This window comes from Lysobacter firmicutimachus, assembly GCF_037027445.1.
Classification (GTDB): Bacteria; Pseudomonadota; Gammaproteobacteria; order Xanthomonadales; family Xanthomonadaceae; genus Lysobacter; species Lysobacter firmicutimachus.
This window is the reverse complement of sequence record NZ_JBANDL010000002.1, coordinates 111,782-128,834: the sequence shown is the minus strand read 5'-3', so window position 1 is coordinate 128,834 and position 17,053 is coordinate 111,782. Positions and strand designations below refer to the sequence as shown.

Sequence of the window (17,053 nt, the reverse complement as noted above, 5' to 3'; positions counted from 1 at the left end):
GATAACGCCCGCAGCCGATGAATTGACCCAGATCAAAGTCGGGTCCGGGCCACGGCGCTCAACTGACCGCGATGACGGCCGGACGGCGCGGTGGCGCGCGCGAGGCCGTCGCCGCGCAGTGGAGTCGCCGCCATGTGGGACACCTTGGTAGCAGCGCACGACCTGGGCCGACTGCAGACCCTGGTAGCGATCCTGAGCCGTTACGGATTCGGCGACTTGGCCCGACGCCTCGGGCTCGTGCGGGTGCTGGCCCGAGCGGGCAGAGTGCTGCCGCTGGGGCACCTGGAAGAACTGGTGAGCTTGCCGGCGCATACGCGGGTCCGGCGCGCGATGGAGGAAATGGGACCGAGCTTCGTCAAGCTGGGCCAGGTATTGGCGACGCGCGTGGATCTGTTCCCGCCGGATTGGATCGCCGAGTTCAGCCGCCTGCACAGCACCGTGCCCCCCGTGCCGTTCGAAGCCATCCGGGCCGAAATGACACAGGCGCTGGGGGCGGAACCGGAAGCCGTCTTCGCGTGGATCGACCCCGCGCCGTTGGCGGCGGGATCGATCGCGCAAGTGCATCGGGCCAAGCTGCCGCAGGGCCGGGACGTGGTGGCGAAAGTCCGTCGCCCCGGAATTTCGCCCATCGTCGCCGCCGACTTGAGGTTGTTGCGCTATGCGGCCAGGAAAATCGAAGCGCGCTTCGTGGAAGCGCGCCGGTTCCATCCGGTCGAGGTGGTGCGCCAGTTCGCCGAGGCCTTGACGGACGAACTCAATCTGGCCTCCGAATGCCGGCATGCCGATCGCGTCGGCGCGGCCTTCGCCGGCGACGATCGGATTCTGGTGCCCAAGGTGCATTGGGACTACACCAATGAACACATGAATGTTCAGGACTTCGCCGATGGCGTGCCGGTCGCCGATCTTCCTGGGCTGCTGGCCATCGGCGCGGATCGGATGCAGCTCGCGCGCACCGGCGCGCAGGTGGTGCTGAAGATGGTTCTGGAACACGGATTCTTCCATGCCGATCCGCACCCCGGAAACATTCTCGTTCTCCCAGGCGGCCGCATCGCGCTGATCGATTTCGGCATGGTAGGACGGTTGTCGAGACAGCGGCGAGAGGAAGTCGTCTGCCTGCTGTTCGGCCTGGTTGAACGCGATGCGCACCGGGTCGCGGAAACCCTGCTGGATTGGACCCAGCGGTCCGATATCGACGAAGAGCAATTGTCGGCCGACGTGGATGCGTTCGTCGATCGCTATTACGGGGTGCCGCTGGGGCAACTCGATCTGTCCGCCATGCTGCTGGATACGATGCAGATACTGCGCCGGCACGGCCTCGCCCTGCCGGCCGATCTGGCCCTGCTGGTCAAGGTGTGCCTGACCTTGGAGGGCCTGGGACGGCTGCTGGATCCGGGGTTCGACATGGCCAGCCAAGCGCGGCCGTTTCTGCGCCGCGCGATCGCCGCCCAGTTCGGCCCTGCCGCACTCGCACGACGCGGCGCGCGCACCATCACGGACGCCGCGAACCTGATCGCTGCGCTGCCGCGCGACCTGGGCAAGCTGATGCGCTCCTTGAAGTCGGGCCACGCGCGGCTGCGCATCGATCTCGACGAAGTCGGCGAATTCAGTCGCCAAGTGGCGCATTCGGCCAATCGCCTGGCCGGAAGCATGGTGATTTCGGCCCTGATCGTCGGCTCGTCGATCGCCATGACCGTCAAGGGTGGGCCGACTTTTCTGGGGCTTCCCGTGTTCGGGTTGCTGGGGTTCGTCGGCGCTTCGCTGCTGGGCATATGGCTGCTTTCCGCGATCTTCCGCAGCGGTGGCGGGAAGTAGGGCGTCCGCAGGAATGCGATGGGAAGCGGCGATCCGAGCTTTACCACATCCCCGGGAGATCGATCATGGGAATCCGAACACTGGCCGTCGCCGCGCTTGCGTTGTCCGGCAGCGGCTGCTTTTCGCAAATCCTGCTGGACGGCGCTCCCGCGCACGATGCATCGCGTATCGCGAGCGGCGTCGGCAAACAGGTCCAGATAGTTCAAAGCCGGGATTGCGTCGGCATCGAGAACGTTCACTACCAAGTGCGGGAGCGCGTGGGCAACCGCTTGATACGCCGCTGCGCCAAGGTGCATGGATTCGACTACCGCCCGGGATCGGACTACGTCTTGCAAGTCCGGGAGCTGCCGGCCACCCCCTCGTCCGGCGCGAGCCTGGTGCTGGAACGCGTGATCGAACAGAAGCCGGCCAGCAGCCAATAGCTCGCCGATGGCTGCGGCCGGCGGGCGGCGCCCGCGCGGGCACGCTGGCCGGGCCGATGTCGGCAGCAGGGACACAACTGACTGGCGCCGGATTTGACGCGGATCAATCGCACGGCTGCGCGGGAGGCTACGCTCGCCTTGTCGATCCCGGAGCCGATGCAATGAATGAGATCTCCGACAGTTCCCGCCCCTCCGGTCCGCCGCACGCGCAAACGCTGCGGGACGGCCGCGTCGTCCGCATCCGGGACATCGCGCCGTCCGACCGGTCCGCCGAGCGCGCTTTTATCGAAGGATTGTCGGATGAATCGCGCCGCCATCGCTTCCTGGCCCAGCTGAAGTCGCCGGACGACAAGCTGCTCGATTCGTTGGTGAACATAGATGCCCGGCGCGAGGCCGCCTTGGTGGCGGTCGTATCGTACGAGGGCACCGAACGCATCGTGGGTGCGGCGCGATTCAGCATGGCGTCGCCGGACGCGGTCGACGGCGAATGCGCGGTAGTGGTCGCCGACGACTGGCAGGATCAGGGCCTGGGCACGGCACTCGTCCGAGACCTGGCCGAACGAGCCCGAGCCCGCGGCCTGCGCCGGATGTACTCTATGGATCTCGCCGGCAACGCCGATATGCGCGAACTGGCGTCGCACTTGGGGTTTCGCGCCCGTGTCGACCCGGGCGACGCAAGTTTGATCATTCATGAACTCGTACTGTAAGCGCCGAGCTCGACTCGGCGAGGGCGACTTATGTCCGCGACGCGCGCCTTCGATCGTCTCGCCAAGCACGCCGCCCGATTCGCAGGACGGCCCGCGGCGTTCGGCATGGCCGGCGTGGCCATTGGCATCTGGTGGGCGGTCGGACCGCTGTTCGGGTTCTCCGATACCTGGCAGCTGGTGATCAACACGGCCACAACCATCGTCACGTTCTTGATGGTGTTCCTGATACAGAACACTCAGAGCCGGGACACCGAGGCGATCCACATCAAGCTGGACGAACTCATTCGCGCCACCAAGCAAGCCAACAACGCGCTGATGGACATCGAGGAACTGGACGAGGAGTCCCTGGATGCGTTCCGTCGCCGCTACGAAGAACTCGCCGAACGAACGCGAAAAGGCTGATGCGTCACCAGGCCGACAGCGCCGCGCCGAGAACGAAAGCCGCCTGCATCGCCGACACGCCGGCCGTCACTCGCCATGCGTATGCCGAGCCCCCGCGCGCCAGCGCGAGCAGGCACTTCATGGCACCGTTGACCGCGAACGCGCCGAACAGGCCGTAATGCGCCAAGCGCGCCTCGCCGCCCTGGGCGACCCATTGGGCCGCGGCGGCGGCTCCGGCATGCACGTCGGCCAGCCCGGCGAAGCTCAGTACCCACGGCAGGCTTGCGGGCCCCAGCCAGGCGCGCAGAAGCGCGGCGGCCACCAGCACGGTAGCCAGCAGCGCCGAGATTCGAAGCGCAGCCCACAGGTCGTAGGGCCGTCCCGCCACGACCGGCGCCGCCTCGTCCTTCAGGGTTGCGGCGGCGCGTGCAGCCAGCCAGGCCGCCGCCAGCGCGGCCAGGCCCGCGCCGACCAGAGCCGGCGCCGCCCACGCGAGCAAGACCGGCGAGATCAGCCCCAGCACCAAAGCCAATTGCAGTACGGTCGCTATGTTCGACATCAGCGCGGCGCTGGCCGCCAACGGCGCCTGCGCCGGCATGGCGCGGGCGCGTTCGGCCATCGCCGCGATGGTGGCGGTACTGGACACGAAACCGCCCGCCAGGCCGGCGATCGGCAGCCCGGCCCGGGCGCCGAGCACGCGCGTAGCCAGATAGCCGCCGGCGCTGATCGTCATCACGCCGACCGCCAGAGTCCACAGTTGATGCGGATTGACCGCGCCCCACGGGTCCAGCGCGCGATCGGGCAACAGCGGCAGGATGACGAAAGCGCAAGCGGCCAACAGCAGCAGGCCGCGCAGTTCCTCGCGTCCTATCCATTGCCGGCTGAAGCGGTGCAGGCGTTCGCGCGCGGCCAGCAGCACCGCGAGGATCACGCCGAGCGCGGCGGAGACCGCTGCGGCGCGCATGGCCAGCGCGCCGATAAGAAAGGTCAACAGCCAGGCCGCTTCGGTGGTCAGTCCCGGATCGTGCTCGCGTGTGCTCAGGTAGCCGGCGACGATCAGCGCGCCGACAGTGGCGCCAGCCACCAACAGGCCGACATCGCCCAGCTGCATCGACGTGGCGCCGATCAACGCGCTGAGGGCGAAGCTGCGGATCCCGGCCGGTTGGCGTGCGGCGCGTCCGCGGTGCGCGCGTTCGCGCTCCAGTCCGACCAACAGGCCGACACCGAGGGCGACCCCGAGGCCGACCAACGACGGCGGAGCGGCGGCCGACATGGCGTTCAAGCGGCCGGCTTGCTCAATGCGCGTACAGCACGGGCTGGTCGGCGCCGATGAGCAGCTCGCGGGTAACGCCGCCGAGCGCCCATTCGCGCAGGCGCGAATGGCCGTAGCCGCCGACGACAAGCAGCTGCGAACGGCTGTGGCGGGCGAACTGGAGCACTCGCGTGGCGACGGTCTCTTCGCCTGCCGGACGCGCGACCCAAGACGCTTCGACGCCGTGCCGGCGAAGATAAGCGATCATCCGCCGTCCGGAAGGTTCGGCATCGGGCGTCTTGCCGTCGTCGATGGCCAGTACGTCCACCGTCTTTGCGGCACGAAGCAGCGGCAGTGCCGCGCGGACTGCGCGCGCTGCCTCGCGGGTCGGCTGCCAGGCGATCGTGATGCACCGGGTCGGCACTTCCGCCGCGCAGCGCGGCGGCACCACCAGCACCGGGCAACCGGCCTCCAGCAGCAGGCTGGAGAAGTATTCGCGGGGCACCGCCGACTCCACCGTATCGCCGATCGCGCCACCGAGCACCACCAGATCGCAATCGTAGCTTTCTCGCGTCGCTGCGCGCGGCGCGCCCATGCTCATCGCTTCGACGGTGCGGGCCTCCCAATCGATCGTTTCGGCGGCCAGGCGCTCGCGCAGCGCCGCCAGCCGGGCGCTGCCGCGTTCGCGCAGATCGGCATGCGATTGCGCGGTCACCGGGTCCGGCATCAGCCCCCAAGGATCGACCACCGGCGGCGGCAGATCGATCATGACCAACACCGACAGATGTGCGCCGTGGAGCGCCGCCAGACGGACGGCCAAGTCCAGCGCGTCGGCGTCGCCGTCGCGGTCGACCAGGGGCAACAACAGACTCTTGTACATGACGCCGCTCCTCGTGCCGGCCGGGGTGTAGCCATTGCACGCCCGCGGCGAGGAGCAAGCATGATTTGGATCAAGAGATCTTCGCATCGCCAGAAGCTGAATGGGGCGGACTTGATCGGAGTCAGCGACCGGCCCCCGGTCGCGGCGTCGACTGTAGTCCCTGGCCTCGGGCGGCGGTCATGAACAGCGAGAAATTGCGCAGATACGTGCTGCAGGAATTGGGCTACGACCCGCGGGTCGACGCCAGCGGCATCGGCGTCAGCGTCGAAGACCGCTTCGTCCGACTGACCGGCCACGTGCCCAGCCTGGCCGACAAGTACGCCGTGGCCAGCGCGGCGGCCAGGGTCAGAGGCGTGCGAGGCGTAATCGTCGACGTGGAAGTGCGCTGCGCTTCGGAAACCTGTCCCGACGACGAATTGATCGCCAGAAGAGCCGTCGAAGTGCTGGCCTGGGACGCCACGCTGCCGAAGGATTCGGTCACCGTCGTAGTCGACAAGGGGCGGGTGCTGTTGACCGGCATGGTGGACTGGCAGTACCAGCGCAACCGCGTGGAAACCGACTTGCGTCGCCTGGCGGGCGTTTCGTCCATCGATAACCGGATCGAGATTCGACGCGTGAGCTGCCGCGAAGACGTAAAGCGTTCGATCAAGGACGCCATGCGCCGCCGCGCCGACCTGGAGTCGGAGCGCGTGCGCGTGGAAGTGGACGAGCAGGGCGAGGTGGTGCTGAAAGGAAAGGTCGCCGATTGGCGGGCCCGCAACGCCGTCGAGGACGCCGCCTGGCTGGTCGCCGGGGTCCGCGCGGTCGATAACCGGGTCCGGGTGCGGTAGCGCCCGCTACTCCACCATGACGTCTTCGATCTCGAACGCCTTATCGATCTGGCAATAAATGTCCATATCGGCGTATTCCCGCTTCGCCACGAACACCAGCGATACGGCCTCATCGGCAAAGAAGCGGATCTTCGTCAGCGTCAGCTCCTTTTCCAGACCGGCGTAGTCCCGATCCGTTGCGCCCTCCTCCCAGCCTTCGTAGGCGGAATCGGTCAGTTCTTTCGCCAGTGCACCCTTCAACTTGCTCAGCGTCTCCGACGAGAATTCCGCAATCCAGCGTTCGGACGCGGAAATCAACTCGGCGAAGTCGCCGATATCGGCGCCGTCTTGCTCCAGATCGAACTCCACGTCCAGGACGCCGCCATGAAGAGCGCACGTCCCCGTCACCACTTCGTCTTGCAACTTCAAGTCATCGAACATGCTCATTGCTCTTCTGTTTTCGGGTTCTGTCGGCCGGCACGCTCCCAAGATAGCTGGGCCGATACCCGCGATGCTTTGCGGCGTCCAACGGGGGCATGTTGGCATGTGCCGGAACCCAAGGTCACTGGAGGCCCGCCGTCGAACAGGCAAACGACCCCGCCCGGCGCCGGCTGAATGGACCGGACGCCCCGACCAATGGCGTGGAGAGACGCATCGATAGCGCTAGAATCCGGCCATGACGTTCCGTCCGCTTGCCCGTCAGGCGCTGCATTGGCTGGTGATCATCACTCTGATCGCCACGTCGTTCGCTGCGCCGGTCCAGGCAATGGACTCCGCCCTGCATCCAGCGGCGGCCATGCCGGCTGCCGTCGCGATGGCGGACACCCCCTGCGGCGAAGGGATGCGAGCCGCGGACTCTCGCGATCCACCATGCGACTGCTGCACGCCGGCGTCGTGCGACCTGTCCGCCTGCCTGGGCACGGCCTGCCTGCTCGAGTTCCCCCGGCTTGCGGCCGCCATTCCGCTGCACATGGCGCCTGCGTCCTGGAATGTCCCCGGGCGCCCCACGCAGCCGATCGCCACCCCGTTCAGGCCGCCGATCGCCTGATTTCTCCGTAGCGAACCACCTCGGACGCATTGCGTCCGCACGCCGCCGTGCGCGGCGATCACGGAGAACTCACCATGAAACGCCTCTTGTTCCGGGCAGCGCTTCCGCTGCTCGGTCTATTGCCGTTAGTCGCGGCAGCCAAACCGATCGCATTCGCCAAAGGCACGACCGTCATGGCCGAGTACGGTGCCGGAACCATGAACGAAGCTCAGCTGTTCTATGCGCCGCGCTACTGGTACTCGGTAGGCGGCGGCTGGCTGGAGCTTTCCAGCGAAGACGGATCGAAGCAGCGCCACATCGCTTACATGCGCGCGAACCTGCTGGTCAAGCGGTGGAACCTGCCGGGCGCCCAGGCCAACGCCTTCGTCTGGGGCGGCCTCGGCCAGGCGACCGGGAACGACTTCGCCGGCGACACATCGGCTCGCAACGTGGGCACGCAGGTCGATTACGAAACCCGACGCATCTACGCGGCCTTCCGCTCCGACCTGCAGGAAAGCGATCGCTTCTCGCACCGCATCGACACGCTGCAACTGGGATGGGCGCCGTACGAGCACGACTACGACACCTTGGCCACCTGGTTCGTCGTCCAGGGACGCCGCTACACCGGAGACCTGTTCGACGGTACCGAAACCGCTGTCCTGGTTCGCTTCTTCAAGAAGGGCGCCTGGGTAGAGATCGGCGCGACGACCGACGGCAAGCTCCAAGCCATGGCGATGTTCAATTTCTGATTCGGCAGGAACCCAACTCATGAACCGATACAAGCTGCTCATCGCGATCGCACTGGCGATCGCGTCTCCATTCGCCGCCGCCCGTACCGTCGAGATGGACGTCAATGGACTGGTGTGCGGTTTCTGCGCCCAGGGCATCGAGAAGACGCTGAAGAAACTGCCCGCGACAGAAGCGGTGTTCGTCAGCCTGGAGAACCGCCTGGTGGCGGTGAAGCTGAGGGACGGCGTCGATATCGACGACGCCGTATTGCGCAAAGCGCTCAAGGATTCGGGCTACACCGTAGTCGCTATCCGGCGGACCGAACGCTCGCTCGACGAACTGCGCAAGAGGGCGAAGCGCGATGACTGAGACCCGGTCGCAAACGCCTCTACGCCGCAATCTCGGCATGGCGCTCCTCACCCTGATCGCCAGCGCAGGCGCCATGGTGTGTTGCGTGCTCCCCGCGGTCATGGTCGCGCTGGGCGCGGGGGCCGCGCTCGCCGGGCTGGCGACGGCGGTGCCGCAGCTCGTATGGCTGTCCGAACACAAGGCGGCGGTCTTCGCGCTCGCAGCGACGATGCTGGCCGTGTCCGGAGCGACGTTGCTGCGGGCACGAACGTTGCCCTGTCCATTGGACCCTGGCCTGTCTGCGGCATGCCGGCGCTTGCGCCGAGCCAGCGTGGCGCTGTGGTCGCTGGCGGCTGCCTGCACGGCGCTGGGCGCGGTCTTTGCGTTTGTTCTGCCGAACTTGAGCTGATGGCGAGGGCGGCCAGCCGGCCGCCCTCTTTTTAGTCCGCCGGACCAGTAGACGCCCTGATACTTTTGCGCGCTTGGTCGCCCTCTTCCGGCCGTTTCCGGCTTCGACGCGACTGCACGCAGCCGTATCAGATCTCTCCGCTCCAGTAGTCCACGCCGTCGCCGATCCGCTCGATCGCTTCGAAGGGCGCCGCGCCGCCCAGATTGGCTTCGGCCATGAACTTGCCCGAATCGGGGTAGACGCAGATCTCCGGATCGTCGGTGGTTCCGATCGAGATGTACTTCAGGTCTTGCGCTGACGTGTTGATGAGCTGGTGCGGGTATTCCGGCCCGGGCGGGATGCAGATGACGTCGCCGGCCTTCACCGGGAGCATTTCGCCAGCGACGCGCAACGTGCCTGAGCCCTCCAGGATGATGAACATCTCTTCTTGCGCGTAGTGCAGGTGGTAAGGGCACACCCGCATCCCCGCCGGAACGACGTCATAAGCCGCAGCCAGCTTGCGCGCGGCCGTGCCCTCGGTGATCCGCACGCGATCGCTCGCGTACGTCGAGCCGCGCACGAAGCGTTCCAGGGGAACCTCATGAACGTTGCGGATCAGCCGGTCGGAAAGCGTCTTGGCGGGGTCGGACATTGCTCAGTTCCTCTGAAGGTCGCATGTCTGCAGGCAGGCGGCCAGCGCCGGCCGGCTGGACCGGTCGATCCGGAGGGGGCGGAATCGTCACCGGCACTATCCTGCGCATGCCGTCGTCGGGCGGCGCCGGGATCGCCCAACGCTATCACTCCGACCGGGCCGGAAACACCCGCGCGGCGGCGTCGAACGCGTTCGGCGTTCGCCGTTCGATGCGCGACAGGCCGGTTCCTACTCCGCCCGGGCCGCGCGCGCATCCGCGAGCTCTTCGCCGAGGTCGACGCCGCATCGCGGCGCCGCGATGCGCTGGTTCAGACCGCGCGGCCGCCGTCGAGCTCGGGCTGCGCCACCGGCGCACCGGGCGGGCCGCCCACGAAGTGGCGTACCAGCGGGCGCGAGTCCGGTTCCAGCAGGCCGGCGATGCGCTGCTGCAGGCTGCGTTCGTCCTCGGTCACGCGTTCGTGCAGGCGCAGGTGCTCCAGCCACGAGCTGCCGACGAAGTACTCGAGATACACGCCGGGCGCCGTGGTGTCCTCGACTACCGACCAGGCGATCGCACCGTCGCGGCGGCGGCTTCGACCCAGCGAGGCCATCAGTTCGAGGAACTCGCCGCGCCGATCCAGGCGCACCGTGTACTCGATGGTGACCAGGACGGGACCTCGCTCGCCCGCGATCTCGGCCAACGGCAGCGGCTGCGGCCAATGACCCGAGGGGGCGGTGTCGAGCTGCGCCGCCGCACCGAGGCGAAAGCGCCGCAGCGCCAGCGCCGCGACGGCTGCGCCGCCCGCTGCGATCGTCAGCGCACGATCGCTGCCCCAGTGCTGGGCTATTGCTCCCCAACCCAGGCTGCCGGCGGCCATGCCGGCGGAGAACACCACGATGTACAGCGACAACGCGCGCGCCCGCACCCACGCCGGCACCGAAATCTGGGCCGCGATCTGCAGCGAGGACAGCACGCTGATCCAGGCCAGCCCGTTGAGGACGGCGAGCGGATACAGCAGGCGAACGTCGCGCAGCAGCGCCATCGCGAGCATGCAGCCGGCGTAGACGAAGGTCGCCAGCGCCACCAATCGGTCGCCGTCCAGCCGCCGGCGCACGCGCGGCAAGCCGATCGCCCCCAGGATGGCGCCGGCGCCTATGCAACCCAGCAACAGGCCATAGGTGCCGGCGCTGGCGCCCAGTTCCTGCTTGACCACGATCGGCAGCAGCGCGGTCAGCGCGCTGGCGAAGAAGAAGAAGCCGGCGGCCTTGATCAGCACCGCCTGCAGCACCGTGGCTTGGCGTGCATAGCGCAGGCCGGCCCGCAGGGCCGCGCCGAAATGCTCCGGAGGCAAGGCCGCGGTCGCGGCGTTGCGCTTCCAGCGCGCCAGCACCACGGCCACGCCGAGGAAGCTGACGGCATTGATCGCGAACGCCCAGCCCGCGCCGGCCTGCGCCACGATCAGGCCGCCCAGCGCCGGCCCGATCGCGCGGGCGATGTTCATGCTCAGCGAGCCCAGCGCGACCGCCTGTCCGAGCAAGCGGCGCGGCACCAATTCCGGTGTGGTCGCTTGCTGCGCGGGCATCGCCATCGCCGCTCCGCAACCGAGCAGGAAGGTCAGCGCGACCAGGCCCCAGGGGCCGAGCCGGTCGAAATGGGCGAGCAGGGCCAGGACCGTTGCCGCGGCGAACATCCACAGTTGGGCGACGATCAGGTAGCGACGCCGATCGACGATGTCGGCCAGGGTTCCTGCGATCACGGCCAACACCACCACGGGCAGCGTCGTCGCCGCCTGCACGGCGGCCACCATCAGCGGCGATCGGGTGGTTTCGGCCATGACCCAGGCCGCGGCCACGTCGTGGATCCAAGTGCCTATGTTGCCGGCCAGGATCGCCAGCCACAGCGCACGGAAGTCGGGCTCGCGCAGCGGCGCCCACGGGCCTTCGGCGGGCGCCGGAGTCGATGCTTGGCTCATTGCGGCATTTCCTTTCTTGCGGTGGTTACAGTTGCAGGATGCCGCGCCGCAAGGCGATGGTGACGGCGTGCGTGCGATCGTTGGCGCCGAGCTTGGCGAGGATGCTCTTCATGTGCGCCTTGACCGTTTCCTCGGTCACGTTCAACTGCGCGGCGACGAGTTTGTTCGAGTTGCCGCCGGCGACGCCCTTGAGCACGTCGAGTTCGCGCGAGGTCAGCTCGGCGTCGGCCGAATGCGCGGCGATCTCGGCCGCGACCTCCGGCGGGATGCGGCGGCGCCCGGCCAGGGTGGCGCGGATGGTCTCGACCAGCTCCTTGCGCAGCGAGCTCTTGAGCAGATAGCTCTGCGCCCCGGCCTTGAGCGCGCGCACCGCCTGCGCGTCGCCCCGGTAGGTGGTCACCACGATGATGCGCGCGGCCGGAAACTCGGCGCGGATCGCTTCGATCGCGGCGACGCCGTCGAGTTCCGGCATCTGCAGGTCCATCAGCACCACGTCCGGCAGGCTGCCGCGAAATGCGTCGACGGCCTCGCGGCCGTTGGCCGCTTCGGCCACGATGCGCATGTCCGATTCGCTCTCCAGCACGCTGGCGATGCCTTCGCGCAGCAGCGGATGGTCGTCGACTACCAGGATTCGGGTCGGTCTAGGGGGCATCGGTCGGGTTCCTCCGGATCGCTGTGCGGATCCGCCGCAGCCAGCGCCGCCAGTGGGTGTTGCGGCGTCCCGCACAGGCCGCCAGCGGCAGCGTTACTTCGATTTCGGTGCCGCCGCCGCTGCGACTCCAGAGCCGGAACTGCGCGCCGACGCCGAGTGCGCGTTCGCGCATGCCCGACAGGCCCCAGTGCCCGGGGCGGCCGCCAGCGCGCTGGACGGCCTCGTCGATCCCGCGGCCGTCGTCGCGCACCCGCAGGCGCAAGCGCTTGCGATCGCAGGCCAGTTCGACTTCGATATGCCGCGCGCGGGCATGGCGGAAGGCGTTCGCGAGCGCTTCGCGGCCGATCCGGAACAACTCGTCGCGCAGCAAGGGGTCCAGCTCCGGCAGCCGGCCTTCGACCACCACCTTGAACTCGGCGGGGTGCTGTTCGGCCAGCTCGGCGCCGACATAGGCGAAGGCGTCGGCCAGGCCTTGCGGCAGGCCGGCGCCGCCGGCGCGCAGGTCGCGCACGCGATCGCGGGCTTCGGCGATGACTTCGTCGGCGCGATCGAGCGCGCTCTCGATCGCTGCGCGGGTCGGATCGCCGTGCGGGACTTTGTTGGCGACGCCCTGCAGGCGCAGGATCAGACCCTGGGTACTCTGCAGCAGGGTGTCGTGCAGTTCGCGGGCGATGCGCTCGCGTTCCTGGTGGCGCTCTTCCAGGCGTGCGTGAAGCCGCGCGGAAATCTGCCGCAACCGGAGCAGGTACGCGCCGAACAGTGCCGCCGCCGCGGCCATCGCACACAGCATCGCGAACCACCAGGTTTCGGTGAAGCGCGGCGCGATCGAGAAGGCTTGCGTCGCCGCGCGCCGGTTCCACAGCCCGCTTTCGTTGGCCGCGATCACTTCGAAGCGGTAGTCCCCCGGCGGTAGGTTGGTGTAGAAGGCTTGGCGCCGGTTGCCGGCGTCGCGCCAGCGTCCGTCCAGGCCGACGAGGCGATAGCGGAACTGCGCGCGCCTGGGCATGCTCAGGCTCAGCGAGGCGTAGTCGATCTGCAGATCGCGCGCTTGCTCGGGCAGTTTCAGCCGGGGACCGGGAGGGTAGCGGCGGCCGTTGGCGGCCAGGCCGCGGATCGTCACCGGCGGCGCCACCGAATTGGCGCGCACTTGCGCCGGGTCCACGGTCGCCACGCCCTGGTTGGTGGCGAACCACAGGCGTCCGTCCGCCGTGGCCAGCGCGGAAGGCGTCACCACCGCCTGCTGGGCCAGTCCGGGCAGCCCGTCGTCGTCGTCGAACAGCTGGGTGCGCAGCGCATGGCCCGGCTTCGCCAAGGCGCGTTCGAGCTCGTCGCGCTCGATCCGGACCAGGCCGCGCATGCCGTTGAGCCACAGCGCCGCGTCGGCGGCGGCGACGATGCCGGTGATGCCGGTCAGCCGTTGCGGACGGTCCGCCGCCAACGACCGCACCCGGCCCTCGCGGATCAGCGCCAGGCCGGTCTCGCCGGCGACGAGCATGTCCGGCTCGCCCGCGGCCGAGCCCGGCGCCGGCGACAGCTCGGCGATCGCGGTGAGCGCGCCGATCCGCAGACCGTCGGCGCTGCCGTAGCGGCGCTGGGCGACGCCGTCCCAGCGCGCCAGTTCGCTGCGCGGGTAGCCGATCCAGACCGCACCGTCGCTGGCGCCGGCCAGCACCGTCGCGTCGCGCCAGCGCAGCACGCCGGCGCCCGCGGCGCGCCAATGTCCGCCGTCGAAGTGCTGCAGCCCGCCCGGCTCCCAGATCGCCCACAGCTGCGAGTGCGGCGCGGGCGCGAGCAGACGCGGGCCGGCGCCGGGTATGGGGGCGGGCAAGGCGGTCATCGCGCCGTTGTCGCGGCGCCACAGGCTCGCGCGCGTCGCGATCCAGGCGCGGCCGCCGTCCCCGCGCGCGATCGCATCGAACAGTTCGCCGCGGCCGGAACGCGCCAGCGGGACCAAATCGTCGGCATCGATCCGGAACAACTGCTCGCCGGCGCTGACCAGCGGGCGGCCGGAGGCGCCGTCGATGCCGATGGCATAGGTGTTCTGCTGGTTCAGGCGCTCGTCGGGCAGCGCGTTGATGCGGTTGAAGCGAAAGCGGTGCAGGCCCAGATTGGTGCCGACCCAGACGTTGCCTTCGCGGTCCTCGAACACCGGCACCGCACGGTCGGACGTCAAGCCGTTGCGCTTGCCGATGGCGGCGTCCAGGTCGTTCGCGCGCAGACTGTAGCCGGTTCCGAAACGCGGCAACGCCGATGTCCGGACCACGCCGCCGCCACTGCGGTCGGTGCCCCACAACGCGCCATGACGATCCACACGCATGCGCGCCAGCCGGGCATAAGCGGTGGGCGTGCGCCGCAAACGCGCGCTCAGGGCGGGGGTCGCGGCGACCGCGCGGGTGCCGTGCTCGCCGTCGGATATCCAGATCCGGCCTTGCAGGTCCTGGGCCAGGGATGCGTACAGGCCGGCCGGTTCGCCGCTGTCCAGGAAACGCCGCGCGCCGCGCGGCAGGTAGACCAGCCGGGTGCCGGTGGTGACCCACAAGGTACCGCGGGCATCCAGCCACAACGCGTCCGCACGCGGGCCCGGATAACCCCATTCGGCGCCGATGCTGCGCCAGCTCCCGCGCTCGTATCGCGCCAGACCGCTGGCGGCGGCGGCCCACACCACGCCGTCGCGGTCCGCGGCCAAGTCCATGATCAGCTGCGTCGGCGCGCCTTCGGCCGGCCCGTAGTGGTGCACGCGGCCGTTGCGGACGACGCTGACGCCGCCGATCAGAAACCCCATCCACACACTGCCGTCGCCGGCGACGGTCAAGGCGGTGATGTTGTTGGACGCGAACTCGGGACCGGACGGGCGATAGGGTTCGAACTGGACCCCGTCGAAGCGGTATAGGCCGGTACCGGTGCCGAGCCAGAGATAGCCGTCGCGCCCCTGGGCGATCGCCCAGATATCCGCCGGCGCGCCGTCGCGCAGGCTCCAGGCGCTGTGGTGATACTGCGGCGCGTCGAAGCGCGGCCTGGCGGAGACGCCGCGCGGCATGCAGACCAGCCAGGCGATAAGCGCGACTGCGGTCAAAATTCGCGCTGGCACGGCCCTCGACTCCACGCAGTGCCCTCGTCTGTAAACCTGGCTGAACCTTCGGGCGACAAATTTACGGCATTCATGCGCCCCTCCATCCCCCGGAAGAGGTAGTTGCGCCTGCCCCGACCGCGGTTGGCCGAATCTGCACGGTCCGCTTAGGCTCGATGCGTGCAGCGTCTCTATTCCCTTTTTCCGCATGGCCTCCCGGGTCTGGGCTTGGTCGGATTGCGCGTGGCTGCGGCATTGAGCCTGTACGAGCACGATCCGGCCGCCTACTGGCCCACCGCGGCCCCGACCTTGCACTGGTTCGCCGCCGCGATCGGCCTGGGCCTGCTCGGCGGCGTGTTGACGCCATGGCTGGGCCTGTTGAGCGGCGCATCGATCTGCATCGGCTGGTGCCTGGGCGCATGGGCCGTGTCGCCGGGCGCGCTGGCGCTGGCGCTGGCTGCACTGGCGTTGAGCCTGCTCGGTCCGGGCGCCTACTCGATGGATGCGCATCTGTTCGGCCGGCGCGTGCTGCGTCTGCCGGAACGGAGGCCGTGAGTCTCGCCTCCCCCGATCGAGGGAGCGGACGCTTGCCCGATCCGGGATTCAACCGCAGCCCGCGAGTGGCGAGCATAGGCGCCGACCGCCAGGCCTCGCGCCGCGCGCAATCCCTCGATCACCGCAGGAGCCGGCCGTGAAACGCACCGACGTCCAGTCCCGCCTCCCCGCACCCGGCCGCAGCGCGCCGCCGCCGGCAACGGCCGAAGGCCTGAGCGATGCGGCGATGGCCCGCGTGCAAGCCTTCGTCGACGCGCACCTGGCCATGCCCATTTCGCTGCAACACCTGGCCGAGCAAGCCTGCATCAGCCGGTTCCATTTCGCCCGTGTGTTCCGCGCCCGCACCGGCCTGAGCCCGATGCAGTACCTGAAGCTGCAGCGCATCGAAGCGGCCAAGCGCTTGCTGCGCCAGCCCGCGCCCTGCCTGAGCCGCATCGCCACGACCCTGGGGTTCTTCGATCAGAGCCATTTCACCCGGGTGTTCCGCAGGGCCACCGGGCAGTCGCCGGGGCGCTTCGCCGCCGGCGACTGCCTCTGCACGCCGACGCTGTACCCGGCGCTGCGGTTTGCGGCACGCCGCCGCCGACGTGTCGCATCGCGGGTCGATGCGCATACAGCACGCGCATCCAATCCATCCGCGCGCGCTGCCTGCATCGTGTAGCGAAGGCCCGCCGGCGCAATCCGGCAGCCGTCGACATGGGCGATTCGCCGAAAGATCCCGGCGCCACCCCGTCCCCGTTCGCCACAGGAACCCCTCCGATGCCCACCGCCACCCCGACTCCCGGCAAGCGACTGCTGACCCCGACCGACCACACCCTGATCCTGATCGACCACCAGTCGCAGATGGCGTTCGCCACCCACTCCATCGACATCGCCGCACTGCGCAACAATGTCGCCCTGGTCGCCCGCGCCGCCGCCGGCTTCCGGGTCGATACGATCCTGACCACCGTCGCGGAAAAGTCGTTCTCCGGTCCGCTGTTCCCGGAGATCTCCGCCGCGTTTCCCGGAGTGGCGGCGCTCGACCGCACCAGCATGAACGCGTGGGAAGACGCTCAGGTCACCGATCGGGTCAACGCCGGCGGCAAATCGCGGCTGGTGATGGCCGGCCTGTGGACGGGCGTGTGCATCGTCGGACCGGTGATCTCGGCCCTCGAGCAGGGTTTCGAGGTCTACGTCATCGCCGACAGCAGCGGCGACGTCTCCGACGAAGCGCACGAGCGCGCCATGCAGCGCATGATGCAGGCCGGTGCAGTGCCGATGACCAGCGTGCAATACCTCCTGGAGCTGCAGCGCGACTGGGCACGGGCGCAAACCTATGATCTGACCACCGGCATCGCCCGCGAATACGGCGGTGCGTACGGGATCGGCATCCAGTACGCCAAGACGTTGTTCGGGGCCTCCGAAGGCGGCCACTGAGCCG

At 68.9% G+C, this 17,053-nt stretch carries 19 protein-coding genes; 12 read left to right on the top strand and 7 right to left on the bottom strand.

Annotated features, from left to right (window positions below; genetic code table 11):
• Window positions 1-132 precede the first annotated feature (132 nt).
• The 4 genes from V2J18_RS00680 (at window position 133) to V2J18_RS00665 (ending at window position 3,343) form a co-directional block, all read left to right on the top strand.
• Window positions 133-1,812: an ABC1 kinase family protein gene (locus V2J18_RS00680; protein WP_336130592.1), complete on the top strand. Its 1,680-nt coding sequence runs from the start codon at window positions 133-135 to the stop codon at window positions 1,810-1,812.
• Between the two features lie 65 nt (window positions 1,813-1,877).
• The gene (locus tag V2J18_RS00675) at window positions 1,878-2,234 is read left to right on the top strand and encodes a hypothetical protein (RefSeq protein WP_336130591.1); all 357 of its coding nucleotides are present in this window, start codon (window positions 1,878-1,880) and stop codon (window positions 2,232-2,234) included.
• Between the two features lie 161 nt (window positions 2,235-2,395).
• Complete coding sequence (locus tag V2J18_RS00670) at window positions 2,396-2,941, top strand: GNAT family N-acetyltransferase (protein ID WP_336130590.1); 546 nt, start codon at window positions 2,396-2,398, stop codon at window positions 2,939-2,941.
• 30 nt (window positions 2,942-2,971) lie between these two features.
• Window positions 2,972-3,343 (top strand): low affinity iron permease family protein, encoded by a 372-nt coding sequence (locus tag V2J18_RS00665; protein WP_064747011.1) that lies wholly within the window; start codon window positions 2,972-2,974, stop codon window positions 3,341-3,343.
• 4 nt (window positions 3,344-3,347) lie between these two features.
• Here the strand turns inward: V2J18_RS00665 and V2J18_RS00660 are convergent, their stop codons facing one another.
• Together V2J18_RS00660 and V2J18_RS00655 are read right to left on the bottom strand one after the other, a co-directional pair.
• Window positions 3,348-4,595, bottom strand: coding sequence for an MgtC/SapB family protein (locus V2J18_RS00660; protein WP_336133027.1), 1,248 nt, complete (start codon window positions 4,593-4,595; stop codon window positions 3,348-3,350).
• A gap of 22 nt (window positions 4,596-4,617) precedes the next feature.
• Complete coding sequence (locus tag V2J18_RS00655; RefSeq protein ID WP_336130587.1) at window positions 4,618-5,454, bottom strand: universal stress protein; 837 nt, start codon at window positions 5,452-5,454, stop codon at window positions 4,618-4,620.
• A gap of 179 nt (window positions 5,455-5,633) precedes the next feature.
• On the opposite strand from V2J18_RS00655, the gene V2J18_RS00650 reads away from it, so the two are divergent.
• Window positions 5,634-6,284: a BON domain-containing protein gene (locus V2J18_RS00650; RefSeq protein ID WP_336130586.1), complete on the top strand. Its 651-nt coding sequence runs from the start codon at window positions 5,634-5,636 to the stop codon at window positions 6,282-6,284.
• A 6-nt stretch (window positions 6,285-6,290) separates the two neighbouring features.
• Here the strand turns inward: V2J18_RS00650 and V2J18_RS00645 are convergent, their stop codons facing one another.
• Complete coding sequence (locus tag V2J18_RS00645) at window positions 6,291-6,710, bottom strand: hypothetical protein (protein WP_336130585.1); 420 nt, start codon at window positions 6,708-6,710, stop codon at window positions 6,291-6,293.
• A gap of 229 nt (window positions 6,711-6,939) precedes the next feature.
• Between V2J18_RS00645 and V2J18_RS00640 the strand changes: the two genes are divergently transcribed.
• The 4 genes from V2J18_RS00640 (at window position 6,940) to V2J18_RS00625 (ending at window position 8,776) form a co-directional block, all read left to right on the top strand.
• Entirely contained in the window at window positions 6,940-7,311 is a 372-nt protein-coding gene (locus V2J18_RS00640; protein WP_336130584.1) for a hypothetical protein, read from the top strand.
• A gap of 74 nt (window positions 7,312-7,385) precedes the next feature.
• Window positions 7,386-8,039, top strand: coding sequence for a hypothetical protein (locus V2J18_RS00635; protein ID WP_064747021.1), 654 nt, complete (start codon window positions 7,386-7,388; stop codon window positions 8,037-8,039).
• A 19-nt stretch (window positions 8,040-8,058) separates the two neighbouring features.
• On the top strand, window positions 8,059-8,388 hold the full coding sequence (locus V2J18_RS00630; protein WP_064747005.1) for a heavy-metal-associated domain-containing protein: 330 nt from the start codon (window positions 8,059-8,061) through the stop codon (window positions 8,386-8,388).
• Window positions 8,389-8,425: 37 nt separating this feature from the next.
• On the top strand, window positions 8,426-8,776 hold the full coding sequence (locus tag V2J18_RS00625) for a hypothetical protein (RefSeq protein ID WP_261370030.1): 351 nt from the start codon (window positions 8,426-8,428) through the stop codon (window positions 8,774-8,776).
• 127 nt (window positions 8,777-8,903) lie between these two features.
• On the opposite strand, the gene V2J18_RS00620 is transcribed toward V2J18_RS00625, so the two are convergent.
• The 4 genes from V2J18_RS00620 to V2J18_RS00605 all read right to left on the bottom strand — a co-directional run bounded on the left by V2J18_RS00620 (window position 8,904) and on the right by V2J18_RS00605 (window position 15,099).
• Window positions 8,904-9,407 (bottom strand): cupin domain-containing protein, encoded by a 504-nt coding sequence (locus tag V2J18_RS00620; protein ID WP_336130582.1) that lies wholly within the window; start codon window positions 9,405-9,407, stop codon window positions 8,904-8,906.
• Between the two features lie 308 nt (window positions 9,408-9,715).
• Complete coding sequence (locus V2J18_RS00615) at window positions 9,716-11,359, bottom strand: MFS transporter (RefSeq protein ID WP_336130580.1); 1,644 nt, start codon at window positions 11,357-11,359, stop codon at window positions 9,716-9,718.
• 25 nt (window positions 11,360-11,384) lie between these two features.
• A complete protein-coding gene (locus V2J18_RS00610; RefSeq protein ID WP_064747001.1) occupies window positions 11,385-12,011 on the bottom strand; it encodes a response regulator in 627 nt (208 codons plus the stop codon).
• Window positions 12,001-15,099: a sensor histidine kinase gene (locus V2J18_RS00605; RefSeq protein ID WP_336130579.1), complete on the bottom strand. Its 3,099-nt coding sequence runs from the start codon at window positions 15,097-15,099 to the stop codon at window positions 12,001-12,003. The genes V2J18_RS00610 and V2J18_RS00605 overlap by 11 nt, the downstream gene beginning before the upstream one ends.
• A 222-nt stretch (window positions 15,100-15,321) precedes the next feature.
• On the opposite strand from V2J18_RS00605, the gene V2J18_RS00600 reads away from it, so the two are divergent.
• The 3 genes from V2J18_RS00600 (at window position 15,322) to V2J18_RS00590 (ending at window position 17,049) form a co-directional block, all read left to right on the top strand.
• Window positions 15,322-15,633, top strand: coding sequence for a hypothetical protein (locus tag V2J18_RS00600; protein WP_336130578.1), 312 nt, complete (start codon window positions 15,322-15,324; stop codon window positions 15,631-15,633).
• Window positions 15,634-15,769: 136 nt separating this feature from the next.
• Complete coding sequence (locus V2J18_RS00595) at window positions 15,770-16,294, top strand: helix-turn-helix domain-containing protein (RefSeq protein ID WP_075575023.1); 525 nt, start codon at window positions 15,770-15,772, stop codon at window positions 16,292-16,294.
• Window positions 16,295-16,392: 98 nt separating this feature from the next.
• Window positions 16,393-17,049: a hydrolase gene (locus V2J18_RS00590; protein ID WP_064746998.1), complete on the top strand. Its 657-nt coding sequence runs from the start codon at window positions 16,393-16,395 to the stop codon at window positions 17,047-17,049.
• Window positions 17,050-17,053 lie beyond the last annotated feature (4 nt).

Excerpts from the sequence above, each read along its gene's own strand:
- V2J18_RS00680 (WP_336130592.1), top strand. The coding sequence starts at position 133 with ATGTGGGACACCTTGGTAGCAGCGCACGACCTGGGCCGACTGCAGACC.
- V2J18_RS00675 (WP_336130591.1), top strand. The coding sequence starts at position 1,878 with ATGGGAATCCGAACACTGGCCGTCGCCGCGCTTGCGTTGTCCGGCAGC.
- V2J18_RS00670 (WP_336130590.1), top strand. The coding sequence starts at position 2,396 with ATGAATGAGATCTCCGACAGTTCCCGCCCCTCCGGTCCGCCGCACGCG.
- V2J18_RS00665 (WP_064747011.1), top strand. The coding sequence starts at position 2,972 with ATGTCCGCGACGCGCGCCTTCGATCGTCTCGCCAAGCACGCCGCCCGA.
- V2J18_RS00660 (WP_336133027.1), bottom strand. The coding sequence starts at position 4,595 with ATGTCGGCCGCCGCTCCGCCGTCGTTGGTCGGCCTCGGGGTCGCCCTC.
- V2J18_RS00655 (WP_336130587.1), bottom strand. The coding sequence starts at position 5,454 with ATGTACAAGAGTCTGTTGTTGCCCCTGGTCGACCGCGACGGCGACGCC.
- V2J18_RS00650 (WP_336130586.1), top strand. The coding sequence starts at position 5,634 with ATGAACAGCGAGAAATTGCGCAGATACGTGCTGCAGGAATTGGGCTAC.
- V2J18_RS00645 (WP_336130585.1), bottom strand. The coding sequence starts at position 6,710 with ATGAGCATGTTCGATGACTTGAAGTTGCAAGACGAAGTGGTGACGGGG.
- V2J18_RS00640 (WP_336130584.1), top strand. The coding sequence starts at position 6,940 with ATGACGTTCCGTCCGCTTGCCCGTCAGGCGCTGCATTGGCTGGTGATC.
- V2J18_RS00635 (WP_064747021.1), top strand. The coding sequence starts at position 7,386 with ATGAAACGCCTCTTGTTCCGGGCAGCGCTTCCGCTGCTCGGTCTATTG.
- V2J18_RS00630 (WP_064747005.1), top strand. The coding sequence starts at position 8,059 with ATGAACCGATACAAGCTGCTCATCGCGATCGCACTGGCGATCGCGTCT.
- V2J18_RS00625 (WP_261370030.1), top strand. The coding sequence starts at position 8,426 with ATGGCGCTCCTCACCCTGATCGCCAGCGCAGGCGCCATGGTGTGTTGC.
- V2J18_RS00620 (WP_336130582.1), bottom strand. The coding sequence starts at position 9,407 with ATGTCCGACCCCGCCAAGACGCTTTCCGACCGGCTGATCCGCAACGTT.
- V2J18_RS00615 (WP_336130580.1), bottom strand. The coding sequence starts at position 11,359 with ATGAGCCAAGCATCGACTCCGGCGCCCGCCGAAGGCCCGTGGGCGCCG.
- V2J18_RS00610 (WP_064747001.1), bottom strand. The coding sequence starts at position 12,011 with ATGCCCCCTAGACCGACCCGAATCCTGGTAGTCGACGACCATCCGCTG.
- V2J18_RS00590 (WP_064746998.1), top strand. The coding sequence starts at position 16,393 with ATGCCCACCGCCACCCCGACTCCCGGCAAGCGACTGCTGACCCCGACC.